Origin of the sequence: Leptospira alstonii serovar Sichuan str. 79601, from assembly GCF_000347175.1 — a bacterium.
Taxonomy (GTDB): domain Bacteria; phylum Spirochaetota; class Leptospiria; order Leptospirales; family Leptospiraceae; genus Leptospira; species Leptospira alstonii.
This window is the reverse complement of sequence record NZ_ANIK01000065.1, coordinates 1-20000: the sequence shown is the minus strand read 5'-3', so window position 1 is coordinate 20000 and position 20000 is coordinate 1. Positions and strand designations below refer to the sequence as shown.

Sequence of the window (20000 nt, the reverse complement as noted above, 5' to 3'; positions counted from 1 at the left end):
AATAGTGAGGCGTTTTCAAAACTTTTCTTCGATCCACAGTTTCATTCTTTTTTACATTCTGCTTTCGGGGCCGTTTCTTGCGGCCGGTCCTGCAAAGCGGGAAAAACCGGATTTACGACCCGCTTCCCCCTCTCCCGTTAAAACCTTTAAAGTTGTGATCGATCCGGGACACGGGGGCGTCGATCTCAAACCCAAGGAAGATCACGGAGACAAATACGATCCGATCGCGGACAAATATCTCGAACTCTACAAGTCGGGAGCGTCTTTCAAAGGGATTAAGGAGAAAACGATCGTATTAGAACTTTCTAAAGAACTCAAGGAGATTTTGGATCTTACGAAAACCGAGGAGGGATTCAAAACCTTCCGGTCTTATATGAAGTCCTTCACAAACGACGATCTTCCTTGGATAGAAATCGATTCGGTCATGACCCGAAACGAAAACGCGGAAGAGAGGGAATATTCCGCGCACGAGGATCCGAACGGTCCGTTTCGTCTTTTCGATTATCCGGATAAAAAAACGAAAACGATCCGACAGGGAAGGATTTCGTTTATCAACGCCCAGAAACCGAACTTGGTCGTTTCCCTTCATCTAAACCCGAGTTATAAGGAACATCCGGGTGGAATGGCGGCGGTGCTTACGCCTTCTTACAGAACCTTTTACGTGTTAAAAGGAATCGGAGAAGGCAGATACGATAAGGAAAAGTTCGAACTATCTCCTTGGAAAGAGTGGATGGTTTTTAAGGAAGGTTGGTCCAAAACGGAAAACGCGGTCGCGGACGCTTGGATTTACTTTCACGGATATTGGCCGAATAAGAGCGGTAAAAAAACGGACCTATCCGCGTTCGAGGGTTATCGCCAAAACATGGTTAGCTGGAAATACAAGGATCTTCCCGGTTGGGAGGAACTCGCAAAAGTCGGTGGAAAAGGACAATATTCCAAAAGTCATAAGTACTTTGTAGCCGATGGAAAATTCTGGGAAAGAGAAAAGGCCGCACCCGAACTCTGGAGAAGAGAGGATGGAAGGGAAGGTTTCGGCGGCGACAACCACTACGCTTCCGCGGAGCTGATGAGATTCGTTCAATACGGTCTCCGAAAAAGAAAAACCGAAGAAAAATTTCCGGAACCGGGTCCCATCAACAAACCGTATCTTTCCACGTATGCGTTACCCACCTTTATCAACGCGATTTCCGCTTATTTAGAAATCGGTTATATTGATAAGGAAAAAGATATGATCCTAATGACAAAACGCAGAAAGGACGTCGCCATTTCCCTTGCGGCCGGTATCTATTCGCTGGTTCACGGGATCAAAATCAAAAGTCAGGATTATCCTTACGTTCCGATCGGTAAAAAGATCAATTGGAAACGATACGAAACCGGAAAAGAAGGAAATTATTTTCAGATTGTAAGTGATTAGATATCCTTTTCAACCATTTCACAACCTGCAAAAAGCGGAACCCACCCATTCCTCGGGAATGTCTTGGGTCCCACCTTCTTGCCCACTGTTCAAAGTAAAAAAGGATTGTTAATCACCTACGATCCTAATACATTAAAGCCTAATAAACTCGCCTCTAAACAAACTAAGCTTACTGCCAAAGATCGTTTTAATTCAAAGTTTCCTCACCTAAATCTCGACTATTATACCGATTTAACTAAAAACTTAATCACTCATTGTTATCCTAAGAACTGTCCTACCTGTAAAATTCCTCTTACGAAAGGAGTTTCAACGAGAGAGAATGTTCTTCGTTGTTCTAAATGTAATGGCCAGGTTTCTCTTACGAAAGATACACCTTTAGAACATTTAAAATTACCGTTGTTTGTCTTCTCCTACCTCTTAATCGAATCGATTGAACTGTTTCCTCTTGGTTTATCAGCGTCTGCTATCTGTAGAAAACTATCTGTATCTAAGAACACTGGAACGTTACTTAAAAGAAGACTACAGATCTTCTTAAGTGATTTGATTCCTTTTTCGGGAAGTTTGCAGAATTGGGAAAAGCATTGTCCCATTATTCTAAAATGGGAAAGGCCATATTTCATAGTGTGAAAAACATCTCTGAATCAAAAAGGATTTTTAAGATATGTTAGTTTGTATAGATGACGTTCTCTTCATTTCATCTTCAATCTCTTTAAACAAATCCTTTGTGATATCTTGAAGTGTACTACTCATAACTATATAATAAAGTACCTAATATTTTGCATTGAAACAGTGTTTTGCGATAAAAACTAACGGTACTCAATTTTATAATTATGAGTAGTAATGATAGAATATTCTGAAAATTATAACGCAATCCTGCAATCCAAAGAATTTACGTCGAAATCCATTCTTGTCTTTTGTAATATTTTCCAAACGAGTTTCAAAAAATGTTCGAAAGAATTCTCACCCAAACACATCATGATGGAAGAATGAACCGCTTTTTAAAAACTTTTTATCTGTTACTGTTAGTCTATTTATTGATTTTGGGATGTGGAAAAACGAACCATGAGGATCAGAGGGAAAAGGATTTTAAATCGAGACTACTTTCCATCGTTACCGCCGCAGAGAACGGACAAAACCAAAATCCAAACAACGATTCCTACTATGTCGGGGGAACCATCACCGGCTTAGCTTTGTCCAGTAACGTCATCATTCAAAACAACAATTCCGATTTACTGACGATCAATCTAAACGGCGTATTTCGATTCGCAAAGGCCTATAAAAACGGAGCCTCTTACTCGGTTACCGTGTTAACGCAGCCAAACGGTAAAATTTGCACGATTCCAAACGGAGTAGGTAGCATTTCGGGAACGGACGTATTCAGCATACTTATCACTTGTCAATGAGATTTCTCTTCGATCGAACCGGAAGTTTGTTCTTTGGGGACTTTAACTTTTTGACCTTCTTTGAGTTCATTCAAATCGGAAACCGCAACATATCGTCCTAATTCAAGATTTCCTAATACTTCCGCAAAATCGCCTTCCTCTTTAACGATTTCCACTTCCACGCCAAACAACCGATTTTCATCGTTTGCAACAAAGACGGTTCCATTCTTGCCTTCCTTATTCTTAATGAGAGCTTTGAGCGGAATCAAAAAGGTTTTTTTCCTAGCGTCGTCTTGAAGGATATAACCCCGCGTGAACATACCCGGCTTTAAGAGTTTTTTTTCATTTTGAGCGAGAACTTTCACTTCCACCGTCCTACTCTGAGGATCGACGATCGGACTGATGATATAAATCTTTCCTTCGAAGTTTTCTCCCGGATAAGCATCGACGATAAAATTCACTTTCTGATCTTTTTTCAGTTTCCACAGCTCCGATTCGCCGACGTTAAACTTTAAGATCACTTTAGAGGTGTCTACGACGATATACAAGGCTTCTCCCTCTTTGACGGCTTCTCCCTGTTCCTTAATTCTGGAAGCGACGGTTCCTGATAACGGACTTTTAATATTCGCTTCCTTTAATAGGAGTTGTGTGGATTCCATGTTTTTAAGCGTCGATTTGAGATTTGCCTCGGCCATGTCCAATTCGGCGCTCTCAATCATAGTATTCAATTTTGTATAAGCTTCCTTTACTCCTGTCTTAGTTTTCGGAATCGGAATATTCGCTTTATTTAAATCTTCCGGTCTATAACCCATTCTAAGACTTGCGAGATTTTTTTCGGCTTTAAAAAGGGAAATTTCGGCGGAGTTCAAAGACGTTTCCACGGATTTCAATTCCGTTTCGGAAACGGCCCCGGCTTCATTCAGCTTCTTTTTGTTTTCCGCGCTACGCAAAAGATTATTACGAATTTCCCTGGAGTCCTTCACATCCGCCTCCGCCTTTTCGATGTTCGCCAATTCACGTTCCACCCTTTGTTTAGCGATGAAAAGTTTGGCGGAGGCCAGGTCCCTTTGACGGGTTTGTACTTCCACGCCGGATTGATCCTTGGATAATTGAATTTCTAAATTCAACGTTTCCATCTTTGCAAGAACGTCTCCGATAAGAACGGAATCTCCCTCTTCTTTAAAATATTGCTGAATTCTTCCTAAAATTTTGGAAGTAACCTCCGCCTTTTTGAAAAAAGAAACGGAACCTAAAACTTTAAGACCGGCACTCGATTCGCTCAAATCGATTTTGGCGAGTTTGATCCGATCTTCGAGAGGTAATACTTCTTCCTTTTTCTCGGTTTTTTTACAATCCGCTAAAAGAAATAGTAATATTACAATCCAGAGGCGCTTACGAAAAATCTTAAAATGAGAATATGATTCCAATTTCATGAGATCGACCATAACGAACAAGACTCCGTAATGCCGTTATTTACAAATCGTTTCGCTCGACTTGGTTCCGGTTTTGTAAAACGATTTTTATCTTTCATATCCTATGTCCTCTTCATTGTAATTCAAATAAGTGTAAATCGTCTAAATTTAAGCCGGTGGATAACTCCATCTGAGCGATCGCGTTCAAGTATTTCAATCTGGCCCCGATTTGGGCGTTTTTCGCCTCTAAAAAACGTATTTCCGTTTCGGCCAATTGAGGTCGAGTGGCTTCACCGAGTTTTACCTGTAACTCCTGTATACCGAGTCTTTTTTCGAATATTATAATATTTTCATCTGCTTGTTTCATAGCTTGCCAACTGATATTCAGTCCTCTGAGGGATTTTCTTATCTCGGTTTCGATGATATCCCCTAATTGTTTACTGGCAATTTTAGCCTGATACGCGTCCACTCCCGTTGAAACTATTTGCCTTTTATAACTCAACTGATCGTAAATCGAAACAGTAGTGGAGGAGGAAAGGGAACGATCCGAATCGTCCCTACGTGAAACGAAGTTCGAGGAATCGGTAATTTGATTCGGACCCATCAACATAGAAATTCGAAAATTCAAACCCCATTCCGGTTGCCTGGGCGGATAATCCGCTCCCGAATAACCGTAAAAGCCGCCTAAGGAAACGGTAGGAATGTAAAAAGATTTCGCATAACGATGCTGAGACTCCGTCTGCAATTCCTTTGCCCTAGCCCGATCAAAGTCCACTCTGTATTTTCTTGCCAAGGAAATTAGGTTCATTTCTTCGAACTGAAAAAAGTTGTATTTTACGGATTTTAAGAGATCTCCCTTTAATTCCAATTCGCTGTTGGCTTGAAGACGTAGGAGAATTTTAAAATCCTCAAGGAGATTATTGTATTCCATCCGAGCGTTTTCATGCTGCATTTTGATTTCATTCAGACGGTTTTCGATTTCCAGAATTCGGATTACGGTACTTTCTCCGAGCGCCAATTCCTTTTGACCTAATTCCAATTGTTGTTTTTGGCGATCGATGGATCGTTCGTAGACTTCGATTGCCGACTTTCGACTCAGAACTTCATAAAATTTAGATCTGATTTTAAATCTAAGTTCATTGAGAGCGAGACGAAGATCGTATTTTGCCAACGCTAAATCGCTCATTGCGGCGTCTAAAGCGAGAGAACGTCTCCCTCCGTCAAATATCACCTGGTCTACGTTCAAACTCAAACGTTGATTTCTGCTGTCGTCCGTATTCGATATGATATTATGGGAGCGATCCCAGCGAACCGTTGCGGTGGGAAAGTAAGCCCTCCAATTTTCATTCAACAACAATCGTTTGATTTGTTGCTGGGAGCTGATTAAACGAATTTCGGGACTATTCTCGATTCCTAGTTTTTCAGCGGAACCGATATCTAAAACAATCTTTTCCTTGGCCTCTAAAATATTCATATAATGGAATATTCCAAAACACACAAAAATCGAAATCCATCGAAGCGATTTTATAGACAAGAAGGAGAACACGGGGGTTACACACAAAAATTTAAATAAGATATAAGATTCGCCGTCATTTGTTTCGCAATAATTCCGCGATCTTATTTGCAAAAACTCTGGCAACTTCCGAACTGTTATCGTATAATTCCAACGACTCGTTTCCTATATATTGCATTTGCACCACTTGAGTCCCGTTTTTATTATAGAGATACGCCATAATACCCGAGCTCTGATCGGGATTTAAAAAATTTCCCGCCTTCGTTTCATGAACGAATCCCGTGATTACATAATCCGAATTCGTTTCGGAACAAATTTCTTTTACCTGCTCCGAATTCAAAAGATATGCGGAGTTCATTTTTTGTGTGGCCGTAACGATGGAAACATTAGAGTTCGGTTGCGGTTCTTCGATTTTAGAGGAAGAATTTGAAATCGTTCCCTTGATACCGTTTGTGTGGAGAAAAAATAATAAATTATCGGAAAAGACGGAAGAAATTATGTCCGCTTGATTGGAAGATTTGGAAAGGAAACGAACGATACTAACGCGGTTTCCGCCCTTCAAAGCGGTTTTGTCCATTTCGGAAAACGATACATTATACGTTATATCATGATAATAGCGTAAAGCGGGCTTACACGTCGCAAAACAAAGTAAACAAAGCATTGTAAAGGTTCTGAGCAAAATTGAAAAATTTTTATTTAACATAGTTTCTTAAGAGATAGTCATATTTTCGAACGATAAAAATCCACAATCAGTGATCTAAAAAAAACCAATAGTTCACATGTGGCGTTAAAATGCAAGAATAGAAATTAATCGAATAAAATCTTATATTAGAATCTAAAGGATTGACATTTTTTCCGTTGAATAGGCTATCTGTTCTAATTTAGAAAGGACGGAGAAAAAGTGAAAAAAAGAAGTTATACGATCTTTTTATGTTTTTTTATATTTTCCATATTGATTCTAAACGATTGTTCCAAGCGAAAGGAGAACGAACTATTGCACGACGCAGAAAAACAAAACACACTCGGAATCAGCGCATTACAATTGAATGATTTCGAAAAAGCGGAAAAATATTTCAAAGAAGCGCATCGTTTAAATCCTAAGGACGCGAATTACGCGAACAACATAGGTGTAACGATGATTCCACGAAATCGATTCGAACAGGCAATAATCTATTTTTCTAAATCGGTTGAAATTGATCCGAACTTTCAAAGAGGTTATTTTAATTTAGGTGTCGCTTATCAAAATCTGCAAAAGGATACGGAGGCGCTGCGTTATTACGAAAAGGCGGCCGCGATTCCTGAGGCTATGCCCGAGATATATTTTAATTTAGGTATTGTTAATGCTCGATTGAACCGAAAAGCGGAAGCGAAAAAAAATTACGAGATCTTCATCCAGAAAGCTCCTCCTCAATTTGGTCAGCAAATTAAAGACGCATATTTAAAAATCAAAGAATTGGGTGTTTGAAAATGAAAAAGATCGTTTTATTATTTTGTTCCATCCTACTATCCTGCAAAGGTTCGATCGATTTGGAAAAATTCGCGTCGGCATGGACCGGTGAAAGAAAGGGAACTCCGGCGCTGTTTTATTTAAACGAATCCGATTTCTCCGCAACAAATTTCAGGAAAGAATTTTTTTTCGAAAGAAAACATATAGCGGGAAAATTCGAACCCGTTACGCCCCCGGAAATAGAAACCGAACTTCAAAGATACATTGAAGAGACTATCATTTTAAACGAAGCGATCGCCAAAGTCGATCTCAATTCAGCCGATGCTCAAAAGTATCTATGGCCTTTCATTCGCAAAGCGGTCATCTCTTATTATTTATCCAAAGAGTCCGGAGAATTCGACGTCGCCGAAAACTCGAATGAAGTGGAGGTTTCCGACGAATTGATCGAACGATACTACGCTCAAAATAAGCAACTTCTGAAAGAAAAAAATCCGGCGGAACTCAAAAAGAAACTCAAAAACGCCGCCATTCTAATTAAGATCCGAGAAAGGTTAGCCCTATCCCAGGAAAAAAAGAAAATCATATTAGGAAAGATGAGACAAAACAACAAGGTTCGCATCGTTCAAAAAGAAGTATTTACGAAAGACTTGTATGAAAAATAATTCCGAAAAAATCACCGATGATCTGAAAATCAAATCGATTATGAGACTTAAAAAACAAACGTATCAAGATTCGATTTTATTCCTTATAGTTTCCATCTTTCTGATCGTAGTTTTAAACGCGTGCGGCAAGGATGAACAATCCAAATTGGAAACCTTTCAAAAAGGTAAAAAGGAATACACTTCCCGAAATTTAGAGAAGGCCGCCGAATTCTTTCGACAAGTCGTTTCGGAAGACAAAGAATTTTTACCGGCTCAAATTATGTTAGGTAAGAGCCTCTTTTTCCTGGGTAAAATGGAAGAATCGGAGGAAGTATTTCAAAAAGGATTAACTCGTTTTCCGGGAAACTCGACGATTCGATTTTGGATAGCAAGGATCCACATGTTGCAGGAAGGCAAGACGAAGGAAGCGAAGCAGGAACTCGAATACATACTGGAAACGGAAGAAACTTTTTTCGACGCGCACTATTATTTGGCGAAAATATATGAAAAAGAAGGAATGTTGAAGGAGGCCTTGATCGAGTACAACCGCGCTAAAATGATCAAAATCGGTTTTGATAAAATCCATAGAGATCTGGGGAAACTATACGACGTTGCGGGTTTACACGAAAAGGCGGCTTTGGAAAAAGGCCTACTTCTGGAAAAAGCGGAATGAAAAGAGTAATCCAGTATTTTCTAATATTCTTATGTTTCTACTGCAACGCCGATATCAACCAATTGAGCGACAAACTGAAATATCTCGGTCTTGCAAATAGCGGAGAGTTCGCGGCGCCGACCGTTCTTATGATTACGCCGATTTCCGAAGCTAAAAACGTTTCCGTTAACGAAGAAGTATCCGTTCTTTTTTCCCAACCGATGGATAAAAATTCGGTCGAAACCGGAATTACAATTGCGGCCGTTTCGGGAGACAGCTCGGTTCGATACATTTGGACCTCCGATATACTTCTTAAAATCATTCCTAAGTCGCATTTTACCGCCGGCAGAAGATATGAAATCAGACTCAACCGTAACGTCGTTAAGGACTTACGGGGAAATTTTTTAGCCGAAAATTTTCTTTCCGTTTTTTATACGACCGGATTCGGACCTCAGCCGTTTATTACGGAATCGAATCCTCCTGTTGCCAACCAGATCGTATACGGTTTCGGCGTGAATTCCAATCCTTACGTACAATTTTCCGAACCGATGGATCGAATCAAAACGGCAGACGCCGTCTCGGTTACCGGCGGCCCCGCGATTTACGTAAAAGAATGGAATGCCGATTCGACTCGTCTTACTCTATCTCTGACCAAAAGCCTGGATCCTTCCACTACATATACTCTCAAAATATTAAAATCCGCCGAGAACGCTTCCGGAAACGTTCTAGAAAAAGATTACTCCATTTTATTTTATACCGGAATCGCATCCTTAAATCCTTATATTCAAGATATCGGTATGAGTGTTCCGAGTACACCTTGGCCGGTCTTACAACCCGTTCCCTCCACCAATCCGTTGATTAACGGAGTTTCAAAAAATAGTTTTTTGACGATCACTTTTTCGAAATCGATGGATCAATCAAAAACTCAAAATGCCATTCAGTTCACTCCTCCCATAGCGGGCCAATTTACTTGGATATCGCAAAGTTTGCTTCAATTTACTCCGACCGATAAGCTGACTCAAGGAGCGACTTACAGACTGGCAATCAACTCGACCGCTACGGATACCGGAAATATGCCGCTGGAAAATTCTTATATCGTAGATTTCAAAGTGGATAACGTAACAGACAGTCTTCCGGTAACGGTGACCGGAATTAACAACTTTTCCGTCACTGCGTTATGTGCGCCGACTGCCGATGGGAATGCGAACGCTCCCGTAATTCCCGCGAACCTTTCCACAGTATATAAGATATCTGTAATATCGACCGCATGCGCTTTGGAAGATTACATATTTAGACTGAATTTCGCAACGGCCGGAAACGTACCTCTTCAAAGTTTGGGAGACAACGATATTTACAACCAGGTTTCCGTTTCGTATTTTTCGGGCGGGCCGGGAGTGGGATCTCCGAGCATCTATTATAAAAATTACAATTGTGGTCCGGCCTGTTCCATCGCGGGATCATTCGAATTCGGAATCAAAAACGTACCGATCGGAACCCAATACAAATTCAAATTGAAAGGCGGTTCGGGGGGAGTCAGGGATATCAACGATAACTATCTCACGAACGATATTATATTCCTCTTTGAAAGATTATGAAAACATACGAGTTAAACATGAGTTGTAAAAAATCAAAGGACATGAAATACGTTTCTTCCACGTTCGTTAAAATTTCATACTGGATATCCGCGATTTGTGTCCTATCTTTTTTTGCCGGATGTAGTCAGTTAATCGACAATGGAAAAGGACCCTTGAGTTTAATTCCGGGTTTATCCATATTTTCGGACGGACAATCTCCTAGAGTGATCGGGAGTTGGCCGTTAAACGACCAAACGATCGCCGATCCAAGGGCGGCTCTTTCCATCTCCTTTTCCAAAGAGATGAATCAGACGTTTACGGAATCCGCCCTTTCCCTGAAAAGTTCGCAAAGTAGCATTGCGGGAAGTTATTCCTGGGTAGGTTCAACTCTGTATTTTCAACCCGCCGTATCCCTTACGGATCCCGGAATTTATACTCTAACCGTTTCCAAATCCCAGGCGGAAGATAAACAAGGCAAAAACTTAGAACAGGATTTTATACTCAAGTTCAATTATAACGCGGATACGATCGAACCTACGTTAGCCGGCAGCTCTCCTTCGAACGGGGCCATCGGAGTTACCTCGGACGCGCACGTAATTCTCAGATTTTCCAAACCGATGAACGTAAATTTGGTCCTTACCGAAATTACCGCAAATCCTTCCGTTACCTTCAACCTTCCCGCCACTATCATTTCTCCGGATAGAACGACGTTTGAATTTATACCGATTCAACCTTTGACTTTCGGTACCACTTATAATGTTACGATCCCCAATACCATCAAAGACAGTATCGGGAATCCGCTTTTGCAAACGTATCGAATCGGATTTACCGTCGGTTCCGATTTTGTACAACCCACTCTCACGAACATTAGATCCACTACGAATACCGGAAACTTCGTATTGAATGAATTCGCGATCATCGGTGGTTTCGAAAAAACCGACGATTTTATGATCGATTTTTCGGAACCAGTCTTACCTTCCAGCTTATTGAACGGAATCACATTTAGTCCTTCGGTAACTTTCACCATCGTCGAAAATTCGGGAGGAGCCAATACCGGATTTATCATAAATCCGAATTCGAATTTATCGATCGACCAGATATACCAGATACAAGTGACGAATTCCGTCAAAGACGCTCAAGGAAACAGCCTAAACAAAACGTTCACTTATAATGCTCAAGTGAACGGACCTAGAAGTAAGTATCTTTTCGTACAGAACATCTATCTGAGTAACGCGCATTCTCTCGCAAATCGATTGTTAGACGGTGTGATCAATTCGCTTCAACACGACGGCGGTCTGGGTCCTGCGTATAATTATTCCGCGGGGGGAGCGAAAGCGTTTTACGTAGCCTTTTGCAGGGATGATTTTAGGTCGAATACTTGTTCCGAAGCCGATTTGAATATGGTATTGTCTTCCGTACAATTTTCGGTGAATTTCGACTTCGGTCCCAATTCGGGAAATCCTTATCTGCTTCTGCCTCAAGTGGGAGCGGCGCCTAACATCTACAGAACTTCCATTTTCGGACTCACGGAATCTCCGAACTCTTACATCTTTACGGTAAAGGGCGGACCCGACGGGGCTAAGGATTTGTACGGAAATTATCTGGAACAGGATTATTCCGTCAGATTTTCCGTCTCCCCTTAAAGTCGACTTTAAAATGAGATATTGTCCGTGATCGAATTTTTCCTGAGAAGAAAAGTAACTACGTTAGTCTTCTTCTTCTTACTAGTTCTGTTCGGATACGTTGGGCTGACAAAATTAAAGATGGAACTTCTTCCGGACGTGAGTTTTCCGTCTCTCACGATCGTTACGGTTTACAGCAACGTGGCTCCGGCGGAAATCGAATCCCTGGTGACCAAACCCATCGAGGAAATCCTTTCCTCCGTAGGAGGCGTCGACAGAATTTTATCCGAATCGATCGAGGGGATATCCATCGTAACGGTGAGATTTAGATGGGGAACGGAAATCGACCAGGCGTTGATTCAAGTCAGAGAGAAACTGGATTTGGTCAAAGGTTCGCTGCCTCAGGACGTAAAAAAATCCATCGTAATCCGTTTCGATCCGAACAGCGCGCCCATCATGCAGATCGCGGTCAAAACAAACGGCATCGATTTGAAAGACGTTCGATTATTTTTACGTAAGAACGTAATTCCCTATTTCGAGCGTGTGGACGGAGTGGCCGCCATCTCGTTATCCGGAGGATTTGAAAGACAAATTCAGGTTAACGTAGACAAGGGAAGATTAGAAGCTCATAATATACGAATTCAAGATTTGGTCAATCAAATCGATTCCAGCAATTTCGGATTTCCCGCCGGTAACGTAAGGGAGGGAGATAAGGAAATATTAGTTCGGACCGACGGGCTTTTCCCTTCGGTCGCATCCATCGAGGATACGGTAGTGGGGGTTACAAAGGCCGGAGTTCCCATTTATCTCGTGAACGTAGGCGACGTAAAGGATACTTTCAAAGAAAGAACCAGCATAAGCGGTTTAATGGACGAAGAATGTATTTCTATGGTTCTAAAAAAAGAATCCGGAAAAAATACGGTGTCGGTCGCGTCCGACTTGAGGGATTTGATCGTAGAGCTGAACGAAAAATTCGGGGACAAGATCCATTTTCAAATCATATCGGATCAATCGATATTGATCGAAGACTCCATCGCTTCCGTTGCCTGGGCCGGAATTCTCGCCGTGATCATTTGTTATTGTGTATTGAGCTTTTTTTTAGGAAACATCCGAGAACCGATCGTAGTCATCAGCGCCGTGCCCATTTCGGTTATGGCGACTTTTTTGATGATGTTCGGATTCGGTCTTACGATCAATACGATGTCGTTGGGCGGATTAGCGATCGGAGTCGGAATGGTTGTCGATTCCGCTACGGTCGTTTTAGAATCGGTGGCTTCTAAAAAGAAAACGATCTCGGATCCGATCCGAGCGAGTATCGAGGGAACAAAAGAGGTATTCGGATCCATCCTGGGATCGACGATCACGAGCGTTGTCGTATTCCTGCCGATCCTATTCGTGGAAGGTATCGCCGCCGAAATTTTCGGAGAGTTCGCATTAACAATTTCGTTTTCGCTCATCTCCTCGCTTTTTACCTCGGCGACGCTTGTTCCCGTTTTAACACAATACGATTTCTTTTCGAAGGGAATAGGAACGTTTCCGCAAGCGATTGAAATTCGCAGAGAAAAAATCCTTTCCACAATCAGGAATTCTTTCGCGTCTATGGCGGTTTTTTTCATCCGAAGGAAAACTTTCGCCGTATACGTAGGGTTAGGTTCCGTACTTGTAGCGGGTTTGTTTTTCATCCTAATTCCGAAAGAAATGCTGACCGAGATCGATCAGGGAGAATTCTACATCGATATCGTTTCGCCGGAAGGATCCAATCTAAATTATACAAAAAAAGTCGTAGATACGATCACGAAAAAACTCACTCAAGATAAAACCGTTGAAACCGCATTTTCAAGAATCGGATACGAAGAAAAGGATATCATATTAAATCCAAAAGGGGATTTCGGTCTGAATCGAGCTTCGATCTTCGTCAAACTCGCCGAGAAAAACAAAGCCGAGAAATTTTTAATCGGATTCTCTAAGGAACTATCCGAGATAGAAAAAAATTATCGTTCTAAAATCGGGACTCGAATGGCGAGTAGCGTGTTAGGCGGCATTTTCGGTTCCGGCGGAGGAGGAATCTCCGTGGAAATTTCGGGACAGGATTTAAATCTCATCCGTAAGATCGCGAACGAAGTCGAAAACGAATTGGTCGCCACGAACGAAACGATTTCCGTTTCCTCGTCGGCTCGGGAAGAAACTCCTCAATTAAAAGTGGAATTGGACCGGGAAAAGATGGCTTACTTCGGCCTAAGCGTGGAGGATATAGCGACCACGCTAAAAACGTCCATCAAAGGAGATATCGCCACAAGATTTAGAGAAAACGATTTCGAGTACGACGTATTGGTTCGATTTCGATCGGTGGATCGACACGGATTCGATTCACTGCGCGAAATTCCGATTCGTTTACCGAGTGGAAAAAACATTTTCTTAGACGCGATAGCGGAAGTATCACAAACAAAAACCTTACGTAAAATTATGCGATTAGAGGGAAAAAGAATCGCGATCGTTTCCGCCGTTCCTAAGGAATCGGCGGAAATCATAGAACGAAAGATTTCGGAGATCATTACACGTTTTGAAAAAGACAAGGACGTCTCCGTTCTTCCGGGCGAAATTGCGAAAGAAACGAACAAATCCTTCGAAGCCCTGGCCTGGGCCGGTATTTTCGCGTTAATTTTGGTCTACATGACCTTAGCGTCCCAGTTCGAAAATTTAATTTTACCGTTAGTCGTGATGGTATCGATCGTGATGGTGGGATCCGGCTCCCTGATGTTTTTAATATTCTCCGGCAATTCATTGAATATAGTTTCAGGTATGGGAATGGTCATGTTAAGCGGATTGGTGGTCAATAATGCAATTATTCTAATAGAGTTTTTCACCTTGGCGGATAAAAGGAAAAACGTCGAAGAAGCGGTATACGGTACGATCTACCGAAGAATCGACACGATCCTTAATACTACGTTGACTACGGTTTTAGGACTTTTGCCGGCGGCGCTTGCAATCGGCGGAGAATCTCCTCAAGAGCCGATGGCCTTAGCGGTGTTAGGCGGTTTAACGGCTTCCACAATTTTTACCGTCGTTATCATACCCGCGGCTTATTTTTCGATCGTAAAACAGAAATAGATATATATGGATTCTTTAATCGGTCTATTATATAGAAGACATATAACAACGTTTATGTTGTTTGTAGCGGTCGGAATTTTCGGATTGATTTCCATTCCGAGGCTGCCCGTTTCGTTAATGCCTCCGACGAGTTCTCCGGCTATCACGATACTGACTCGATATCCCGGAATTTCACCCAGTAAAATCGAAGAAATCATAACGAAACCGATAGAAGAACAAATTTCCGGCGTAGGCGGCATCGAGGATATATTATCCTCTTCCGAAGAGGGAGAATCGAGGATCAACGTCATATTCAAACCCGGCACCAAAGTCTCATACCGTTCCCTCGAAGTACGTTCTAAAATCGATCTCATACGAGGTAATTTTCCCAGAGAAGTGGAAGAGCCCGCCATTCTCCGATACGATCCTACCAACAAGCCGATCTTCATCGTAAAACTCGAATCCGAAAGATACAAATTGAAGGAATTGAGAGAGTTCGGTGAAAATAAATATAAAAAGAAGTTCGAAAGAATCGACGGTGTAAGTGAAATTCACGTCGGAGGCGGATTTCAAAGAGAGATAAACATCGATATAGACAAGGGTAAGTTATTACAGACCGGGGTCGGGTTGGAAGAAGTCTTATCCAAGATCAGAACCGCGAACGTCGACGTTCCCGCCGGAAATTTATCGATCGGAGACAACTATATCAATATACGTGTGATCGGTAAGTTGATTCAAGTTAAGGAGATCGGAAAAATACCGATTACGGTCGGTAAGTCGGAACAAATCGTTTACTTATCGGATATATCGAATGTGAAGGACGGATTCAGAGAAAAGGAAGATATAGCAAGAGACGCAGGTAAAGAAGTCGTATCCATTTACGTTCAAAAAGCGGGCGACGCAAATTCGCTGGCGTTATGTGAAGAACTTAGAAGGGAGCTTTCCTCGATTCATATTGAAGGGATTCAACAAAGTATCAACTACGATCAGTCTCAGACGATCAAAACGGCCATCGCAAAAGTTGCGGATTCCGCAATCCAGGGAGGTATAATCGCAGTTGTCGTTTTGTTTCTTTTTTTACGGAACTTCTACGCTACGATTCTCGTATCCGTATCCATTCCGCTTTCGATCATTTCGACGTTCGGATTGATGTATTTTTTCAACGTGGGAATCAACGTTATCTCCCTTTGCGGATTGGCTTTGGGTGTCGGAATGCTTGTGGATTGTTCGGTAGTGGTTATCGATCGTATCTTTTTCGTTCACCACGAAAACGGTTTCGTAGAAGACGGAATTCTAAAAGCCTCTTCCGGATTATCGAAAGAATTGTTCGCGTCCGTTTTGACCAGCATTGCCGTTTTTTTTCCGATCTTTTTCAGTTCTCGGGAACTTCGGGATCTCTACGGTGGTTTGGCGATTACCGTTTCAGCGTCTTTGGTTACCTCTTTAATCGTATCCCTAACTTTTCTGCCCACCCTCGCCAAATTTATTTTAACGAAAGAGAGTCGATTTCAAACCCTCGTTCCTCCGCAGTATGTTCTTACGTATATTTCGAAAATGAAATATTATATTGAAGTCGAAATGTATTATAAGATCGTATCTTGGCTCCGAAATAAAATTTTGCGGCGCCGTCAAACGAACTTAAATCCCGAATCGCCGGATCCATATGAGTTTTACCGATTTGATTTAACGGAAACTTTGCGGTTTCTACTCAAACACTACAATAAAACCGCGCTTTACTCCACGGCTATCATCGTAGTTTGTCTTGGTCTTTCTTATTTTTTAAAACAGGAATACATTGATCCGACCGATTCCAACGAGATCAGCGCTTCGTTGGAAGTGGAAACGGGAACTCACCTCGATGCGACCGACTTGATCACAAAGAGCGTGGAGAAGGTGATCGAAAATAATCCGAACGTGGAAAAAGTATCCTCCAAAGTTGAAAAATGGCATTCGGATCTGATGATAAAGTTAAAGTCCGCCGCACTGCGAAAAGGTAAATCGGCCAACGACGTTATAACCGAATTAAAAAAGGAAACGGACGAGTTAAAGAACGCATTCGTATTTTATACCGAATCCGGCGCCGGGGAGGGATCCAAGGAAATCGATATTGAAATTATCGGAGACGAAGCCGAAACGATCAAAGAGTTAGCCAGAGAATCCGCAAAAGAAATAGGAGGAATACCCGGAATTCAGCAGGTCGCCCTTCGTTTTAAGGAAGGAAAGGATCAAATCACTTTTTCGATCGATAAGGTGAAGGCCTCGCAGTCCGGTTTGTTACCCAATCAAATCGCTAACTTTATGAAAACTGCATATACAGGTTCTATTCCCACTAAATTTTACGATAAAGATAAGGAGATCGACATTCGAGTCCGATTTTCCGAAGAAGACAGAGAGGGCCCCGAGTCGGTTTTTGGAGTCGCAATTCCTTCCTCTAAATCGGAAAAAATCTCGAAAACGCCCCTGATCGAACTCAGTTCGATCAAAAAGGAAAAGGCTGAGTCCAGGATTTATAGAAAAAACAAACGAAGAACTTACGGACTCACCGCCAAGTTAGGCGACATCGATACCGGTTCCGCCGTTATCGAAATTGAAACCGCTCTGAAGAAAATTTCCTTCCCGGAAAACTATCATTACGAAATGACCGGAAACTACAAAAAACTGAAGGAGAGTAAAACCGAGATGATCAATTTAATCGTTTTGGCCTTCATCATAATCGTTTGTATTTTATCGTCTTTGTTCGAGTCCTTTTTACTTCCGTTTCTAATTATACTCACCATACCGTTCTCGGCGGCGGGGGTGATTTTAACTTTATTCGTGTTTCGTATGTCCTTAAATATATCCGTATATATCGGTTTTGTTATGTTGGCCGGTATTACGGTGAACAATTCGATATTAATTGTGGAAACTTTTTTAGAAAAATTAAAATCAAATCAATATTACGAAATCGACGTATTATTAACCGAGGGAATCCGAGAACGGATTCGTCCGATTCTGATCACGACCATAACCACGGTCCTGGGTCTACTTCCGTCCGTCTTGGATTCCGGAGAAGGAAGTCAACTGTGGAGACCCCTTGCCGTTACGGTAGTCGCGGGATTGTCCATCTCGACCGCTCTTACGATACTTTTATTTCCCGCATTTTTTAAAATAGCGGTTCCTTATCTTCTGGAAAATCATAAAAGTATTCCGTTACAAAATAAAACCAAAAAACGCTCAAAGAAAATATAAAGGAGATCCGTAAACATGGAGTCCATGAATTCCGACGTATGTTTTGAAGAGGAATACATTAAGGAAAATTTATATTCCGGAAAGGGGATTCCGCTCTTTCTTAGGAACCATATTAGGGATTGCGATCGTTGTCAGGAGAAAGCGAAATCATTCCATTTTGAAAATTCCATTCCTAAAAGTTCATTCGGAAAGGATTTTACAAAAGTGATAACCTCGTGGAAAAGCGGGCTTTCGGACGATTCCCAAAATAACCTGGAAATTTTTCCGAATTCCAATCATGTCTATGATACGATACTATTTCAATTCGTATACAAACACAGACTTCGGATTTATATAATCGGCTATCTTTCCGTGATCGTTGCTTTTTCATACTACTGGTTCTTGTTGTAGGAGTATATTAGGGATCAGCGGATAGAAATCAGATGTCAGGTTAAAGTTTTTCCGTTTTATCCATAACGACATTGATTTTTCTGAAATGACATTGACCGTGAAAAACGATAGTCCAAGGATAACGGATGGCCGAAGTCAATAATCCACACGATCGATTGATGCGAGAAACCTTTCAGGACAAAGCGGAAGCAATTTCATTTTTTAAGGATACGTTGCCTTCGGAAGTATTGAAACTTCTGGAACTAAGTAACTTAGAGTTATCAGAATCGAGTTTCGTATCGGAAGAATTGAAAGCAGAGCAGACGGATTTACTGTTTAAGATTCCACTGAAATCCGGCCATCAAGCGAACGTATATCTTCTCTTCGAACACAAAAGCTATTTGGCCCCCGGAATTTATATCCAACTGTTGGGGTATCTTGCGGAGATCTACCGGAATCAACATAGGAACGGTGGACCTTTATGTGTTGTAATCCCGTTTGTATTCTATCACGGCGAGAAAGAGTGGAGATTGGGAGCTCGATTTTTGAATCAGTTTACACTAAGCTTTGAAGAGTTGATGCACTTGAAAGTTTTTATTCCTGATTTTAGAATCGAGTTGTTTGATTTGTCCGGAGTGGAAGTAGAAGAGAAGTTGGAGAGTATTACGCTTCAGGTGATCTTTGGAGTAGTTCAAAGAATCCACGAGGGAGAAAAGGTGTTTGAGAGAGTTTTACTCGGCTTATTTTCGCTTTTGATTGATATTACCGATGAAGCAAAAAGGGTTGCCATCTTAAACAAACTATTGTTGTATATATATAGCGTAAGGGACTCGAAGCCATCTGCATTGAAAGATCTGCTTCATTTGTCGAACTTGAAAAGATACGAGGAGTTAGCTATGACGACAGCGGAAAAATTGATTCAAGAAGGTAAGATTGAAGGTAAGATTGAAGATGCCCGTAAGATGCTTGCAAAGGGTATCGATTTAAAGACGATTCTGGAAATTACGGAGCTAACGGAGAAAGATCTTCGGGCACATGGAATCATTGAGTGAAAAATTGTGTCCCGGTGTTGTAAACTAACCTTTGTTAACTGGAATAGTCGATGGTGATGTTTTGCATTTAGTGTTTGAAAACCTATCGAACGACCTGTGGAAACTCCTACGTTTTTAAACAAACGGTAAACTCGGATCTCTTCCGTGCCGCTACGGATAAAATCGGAAAAATTTTAACCCTGAGATCTGATTCCTAACCACTGACCCCTTAGTAAGAACTCCTGTAAATTTCCTTCGAGGTTTTGGGACAAACTCTTAGTCGTCCCGAAAAACGGGGTTTTCACAAGCGATAAGATGGCAGTGTCAGCAATCCTGTTTAAATGACTTTCTTAAAACGAATCCGATTTCAACCGATCCCCGAAAATAATCGGTTCAATTGTAGATCTCCTATTCATCCATATCCATTCCCGACGATTCATTTTCTTTCCTTTGGATTCCAAAGTTTTAGAGAACGATTTCGTAGGAGCTTATTAGGGATCAGTGGAATAGGAGTCAGATGTTAGGTGTTTTTCTGCAATTCGGGAGTTCTTACTTTTACAACAAAACACCTATCCACTATTTCCTAATCACTATCCACTAAAATAGGAGCCCGCGTATTAGGAGTTAG

15 protein-coding genes (1 of these 15 running past the window's edge) are annotated in these 20000 nt (G+C 41.5%); 12 read left to right on the top strand and 3 right to left on the bottom strand.

Annotated elements, in window-relative coordinates; all coding sequences use genetic code 11:
- The 3 genes from LEP1GSC194_RS13675 to LEP1GSC194_RS13660 all read left to right on the top strand — a co-directional run.
- On the top strand, positions 1-5 hold the end of the coding sequence (locus LEP1GSC194_RS13675; RefSeq protein ID WP_020774130.1) for a hypothetical protein. The gene continues 763 nt to the left of window position 1, outside the view; the window shows 5 of its 768 coding nt (coding positions 764-768); the start codon falls outside the window, past its left edge; its stop codon occupies positions 3-5.
- The gene (locus LEP1GSC194_RS13670; RefSeq protein WP_020774148.1) at positions 5-1414 is read left to right on the top strand and encodes an N-acetylmuramoyl-L-alanine amidase family protein; all 1410 of its coding nucleotides are present in this window, start codon (positions 5-7) and stop codon (positions 1412-1414) included. The genes LEP1GSC194_RS13675 and LEP1GSC194_RS13670 overlap by 1 nt, the downstream gene beginning before the upstream one ends.
- A gap of 986 nt (positions 1415-2400) precedes the next feature.
- A complete protein-coding gene (locus LEP1GSC194_RS13660) occupies positions 2401-2817 on the top strand; it encodes a hypothetical protein (protein ID WP_017807691.1) in 417 nt (138 codons plus the stop codon).
- Here LEP1GSC194_RS13660 and LEP1GSC194_RS13655 read toward each other — a convergent pair.
- The 3 genes from LEP1GSC194_RS13655 to LEP1GSC194_RS13645 form a co-directional block, all read right to left on the bottom strand.
- Positions 2811-4241 (bottom strand): efflux RND transporter periplasmic adaptor subunit, encoded by a 1431-nt coding sequence (locus LEP1GSC194_RS13655; protein WP_020774166.1) that lies wholly within the window; start codon positions 4239-4241, stop codon positions 2811-2813. The two genes, LEP1GSC194_RS13660 and LEP1GSC194_RS13655, sit on opposite strands and share 7 nt — an antisense overlap.
- Before the next feature lie 100 nt (positions 4242-4341).
- Positions 4342-5754, bottom strand: coding sequence for a TolC family protein (locus LEP1GSC194_RS13650; protein ID WP_036042908.1), 1413 nt, complete (start codon positions 5752-5754; stop codon positions 4342-4344).
- A gap of 43 nt (positions 5755-5797) precedes the next feature.
- Complete coding sequence (locus LEP1GSC194_RS13645) at positions 5798-6424, bottom strand: lipoprotein (protein ID WP_036042906.1); 627 nt, start codon at positions 6422-6424, stop codon at positions 5798-5800.
- 198 nt (positions 6425-6622) lie between these two features.
- On the opposite strand from LEP1GSC194_RS13645, the gene LEP1GSC194_RS23145 reads away from it, so the two are divergent.
- From LEP1GSC194_RS23145 to LEP1GSC194_RS13600, 9 genes are all read left to right on the top strand, one after another.
- Positions 6623-7186 carry a tetratricopeptide repeat protein gene (locus tag LEP1GSC194_RS23145; RefSeq protein WP_020774143.1) on the top strand — a complete coding sequence of 188 codons (564 nt, stop codon included), beginning with the start codon at positions 6623-6625 and terminating at the stop codon, positions 7184-7186.
- A complete protein-coding gene (locus LEP1GSC194_RS23140; protein ID WP_021064417.1) occupies positions 7183-7830 on the top strand; it encodes a hypothetical protein in 648 nt (215 codons plus the stop codon). The genes LEP1GSC194_RS23145 and LEP1GSC194_RS23140 overlap by 4 nt, the downstream gene beginning before the upstream one ends.
- A complete protein-coding gene (locus tag LEP1GSC194_RS13630) occupies positions 7820-8482 on the top strand; it encodes a tetratricopeptide repeat protein (protein ID WP_020774131.1) in 663 nt (220 codons plus the stop codon). The genes LEP1GSC194_RS23140 and LEP1GSC194_RS13630 overlap by 11 nt, the downstream gene beginning before the upstream one ends.
- Positions 8479-10056 carry an Ig-like domain-containing protein gene (locus LEP1GSC194_RS13625; RefSeq protein WP_020774146.1) on the top strand — a complete coding sequence of 526 codons (1578 nt, stop codon included), beginning with the start codon at positions 8479-8481 and terminating at the stop codon, positions 10054-10056. Before LEP1GSC194_RS13630 ends, LEP1GSC194_RS13625 begins: the two co-directional genes overlap by 4 nt.
- Before the next feature lie 17 nt (positions 10057-10073).
- Positions 10074-11678 carry an Ig-like domain-containing protein gene (locus LEP1GSC194_RS13620; RefSeq protein ID WP_020774120.1) on the top strand — a complete coding sequence of 535 codons (1605 nt, stop codon included), beginning with the start codon at positions 10074-10076 and terminating at the stop codon, positions 11676-11678.
- Between the two features lie 27 nt (positions 11679-11705).
- A complete protein-coding gene (locus LEP1GSC194_RS13615) occupies positions 11706-14765 on the top strand; it encodes an efflux RND transporter permease subunit (RefSeq protein WP_173644567.1) in 3060 nt (1019 codons plus the stop codon).
- A gap of 6 nt (positions 14766-14771) precedes the next feature.
- Complete coding sequence (locus LEP1GSC194_RS13610) at positions 14772-17972, top strand: efflux RND transporter permease subunit (RefSeq protein WP_020774155.1); 3201 nt, start codon at positions 14772-14774, stop codon at positions 17970-17972.
- 24 nt (positions 17973-17996) lie between these two features.
- Positions 17997-18362 (top strand): hypothetical protein, encoded by a 366-nt coding sequence (locus LEP1GSC194_RS13605; protein ID WP_086005184.1) that lies wholly within the window; start codon positions 17997-17999, stop codon positions 18360-18362.
- A gap of 125 nt (positions 18363-18487) precedes the next feature.
- Positions 18488-19393 carry an Rpn family recombination-promoting nuclease/putative transposase gene (locus LEP1GSC194_RS13600; protein WP_020774137.1) on the top strand — a complete coding sequence of 302 codons (906 nt, stop codon included), beginning with the start codon at positions 18488-18490 and terminating at the stop codon, positions 19391-19393.
- Positions 19394-20000 lie beyond the last annotated feature (607 nt).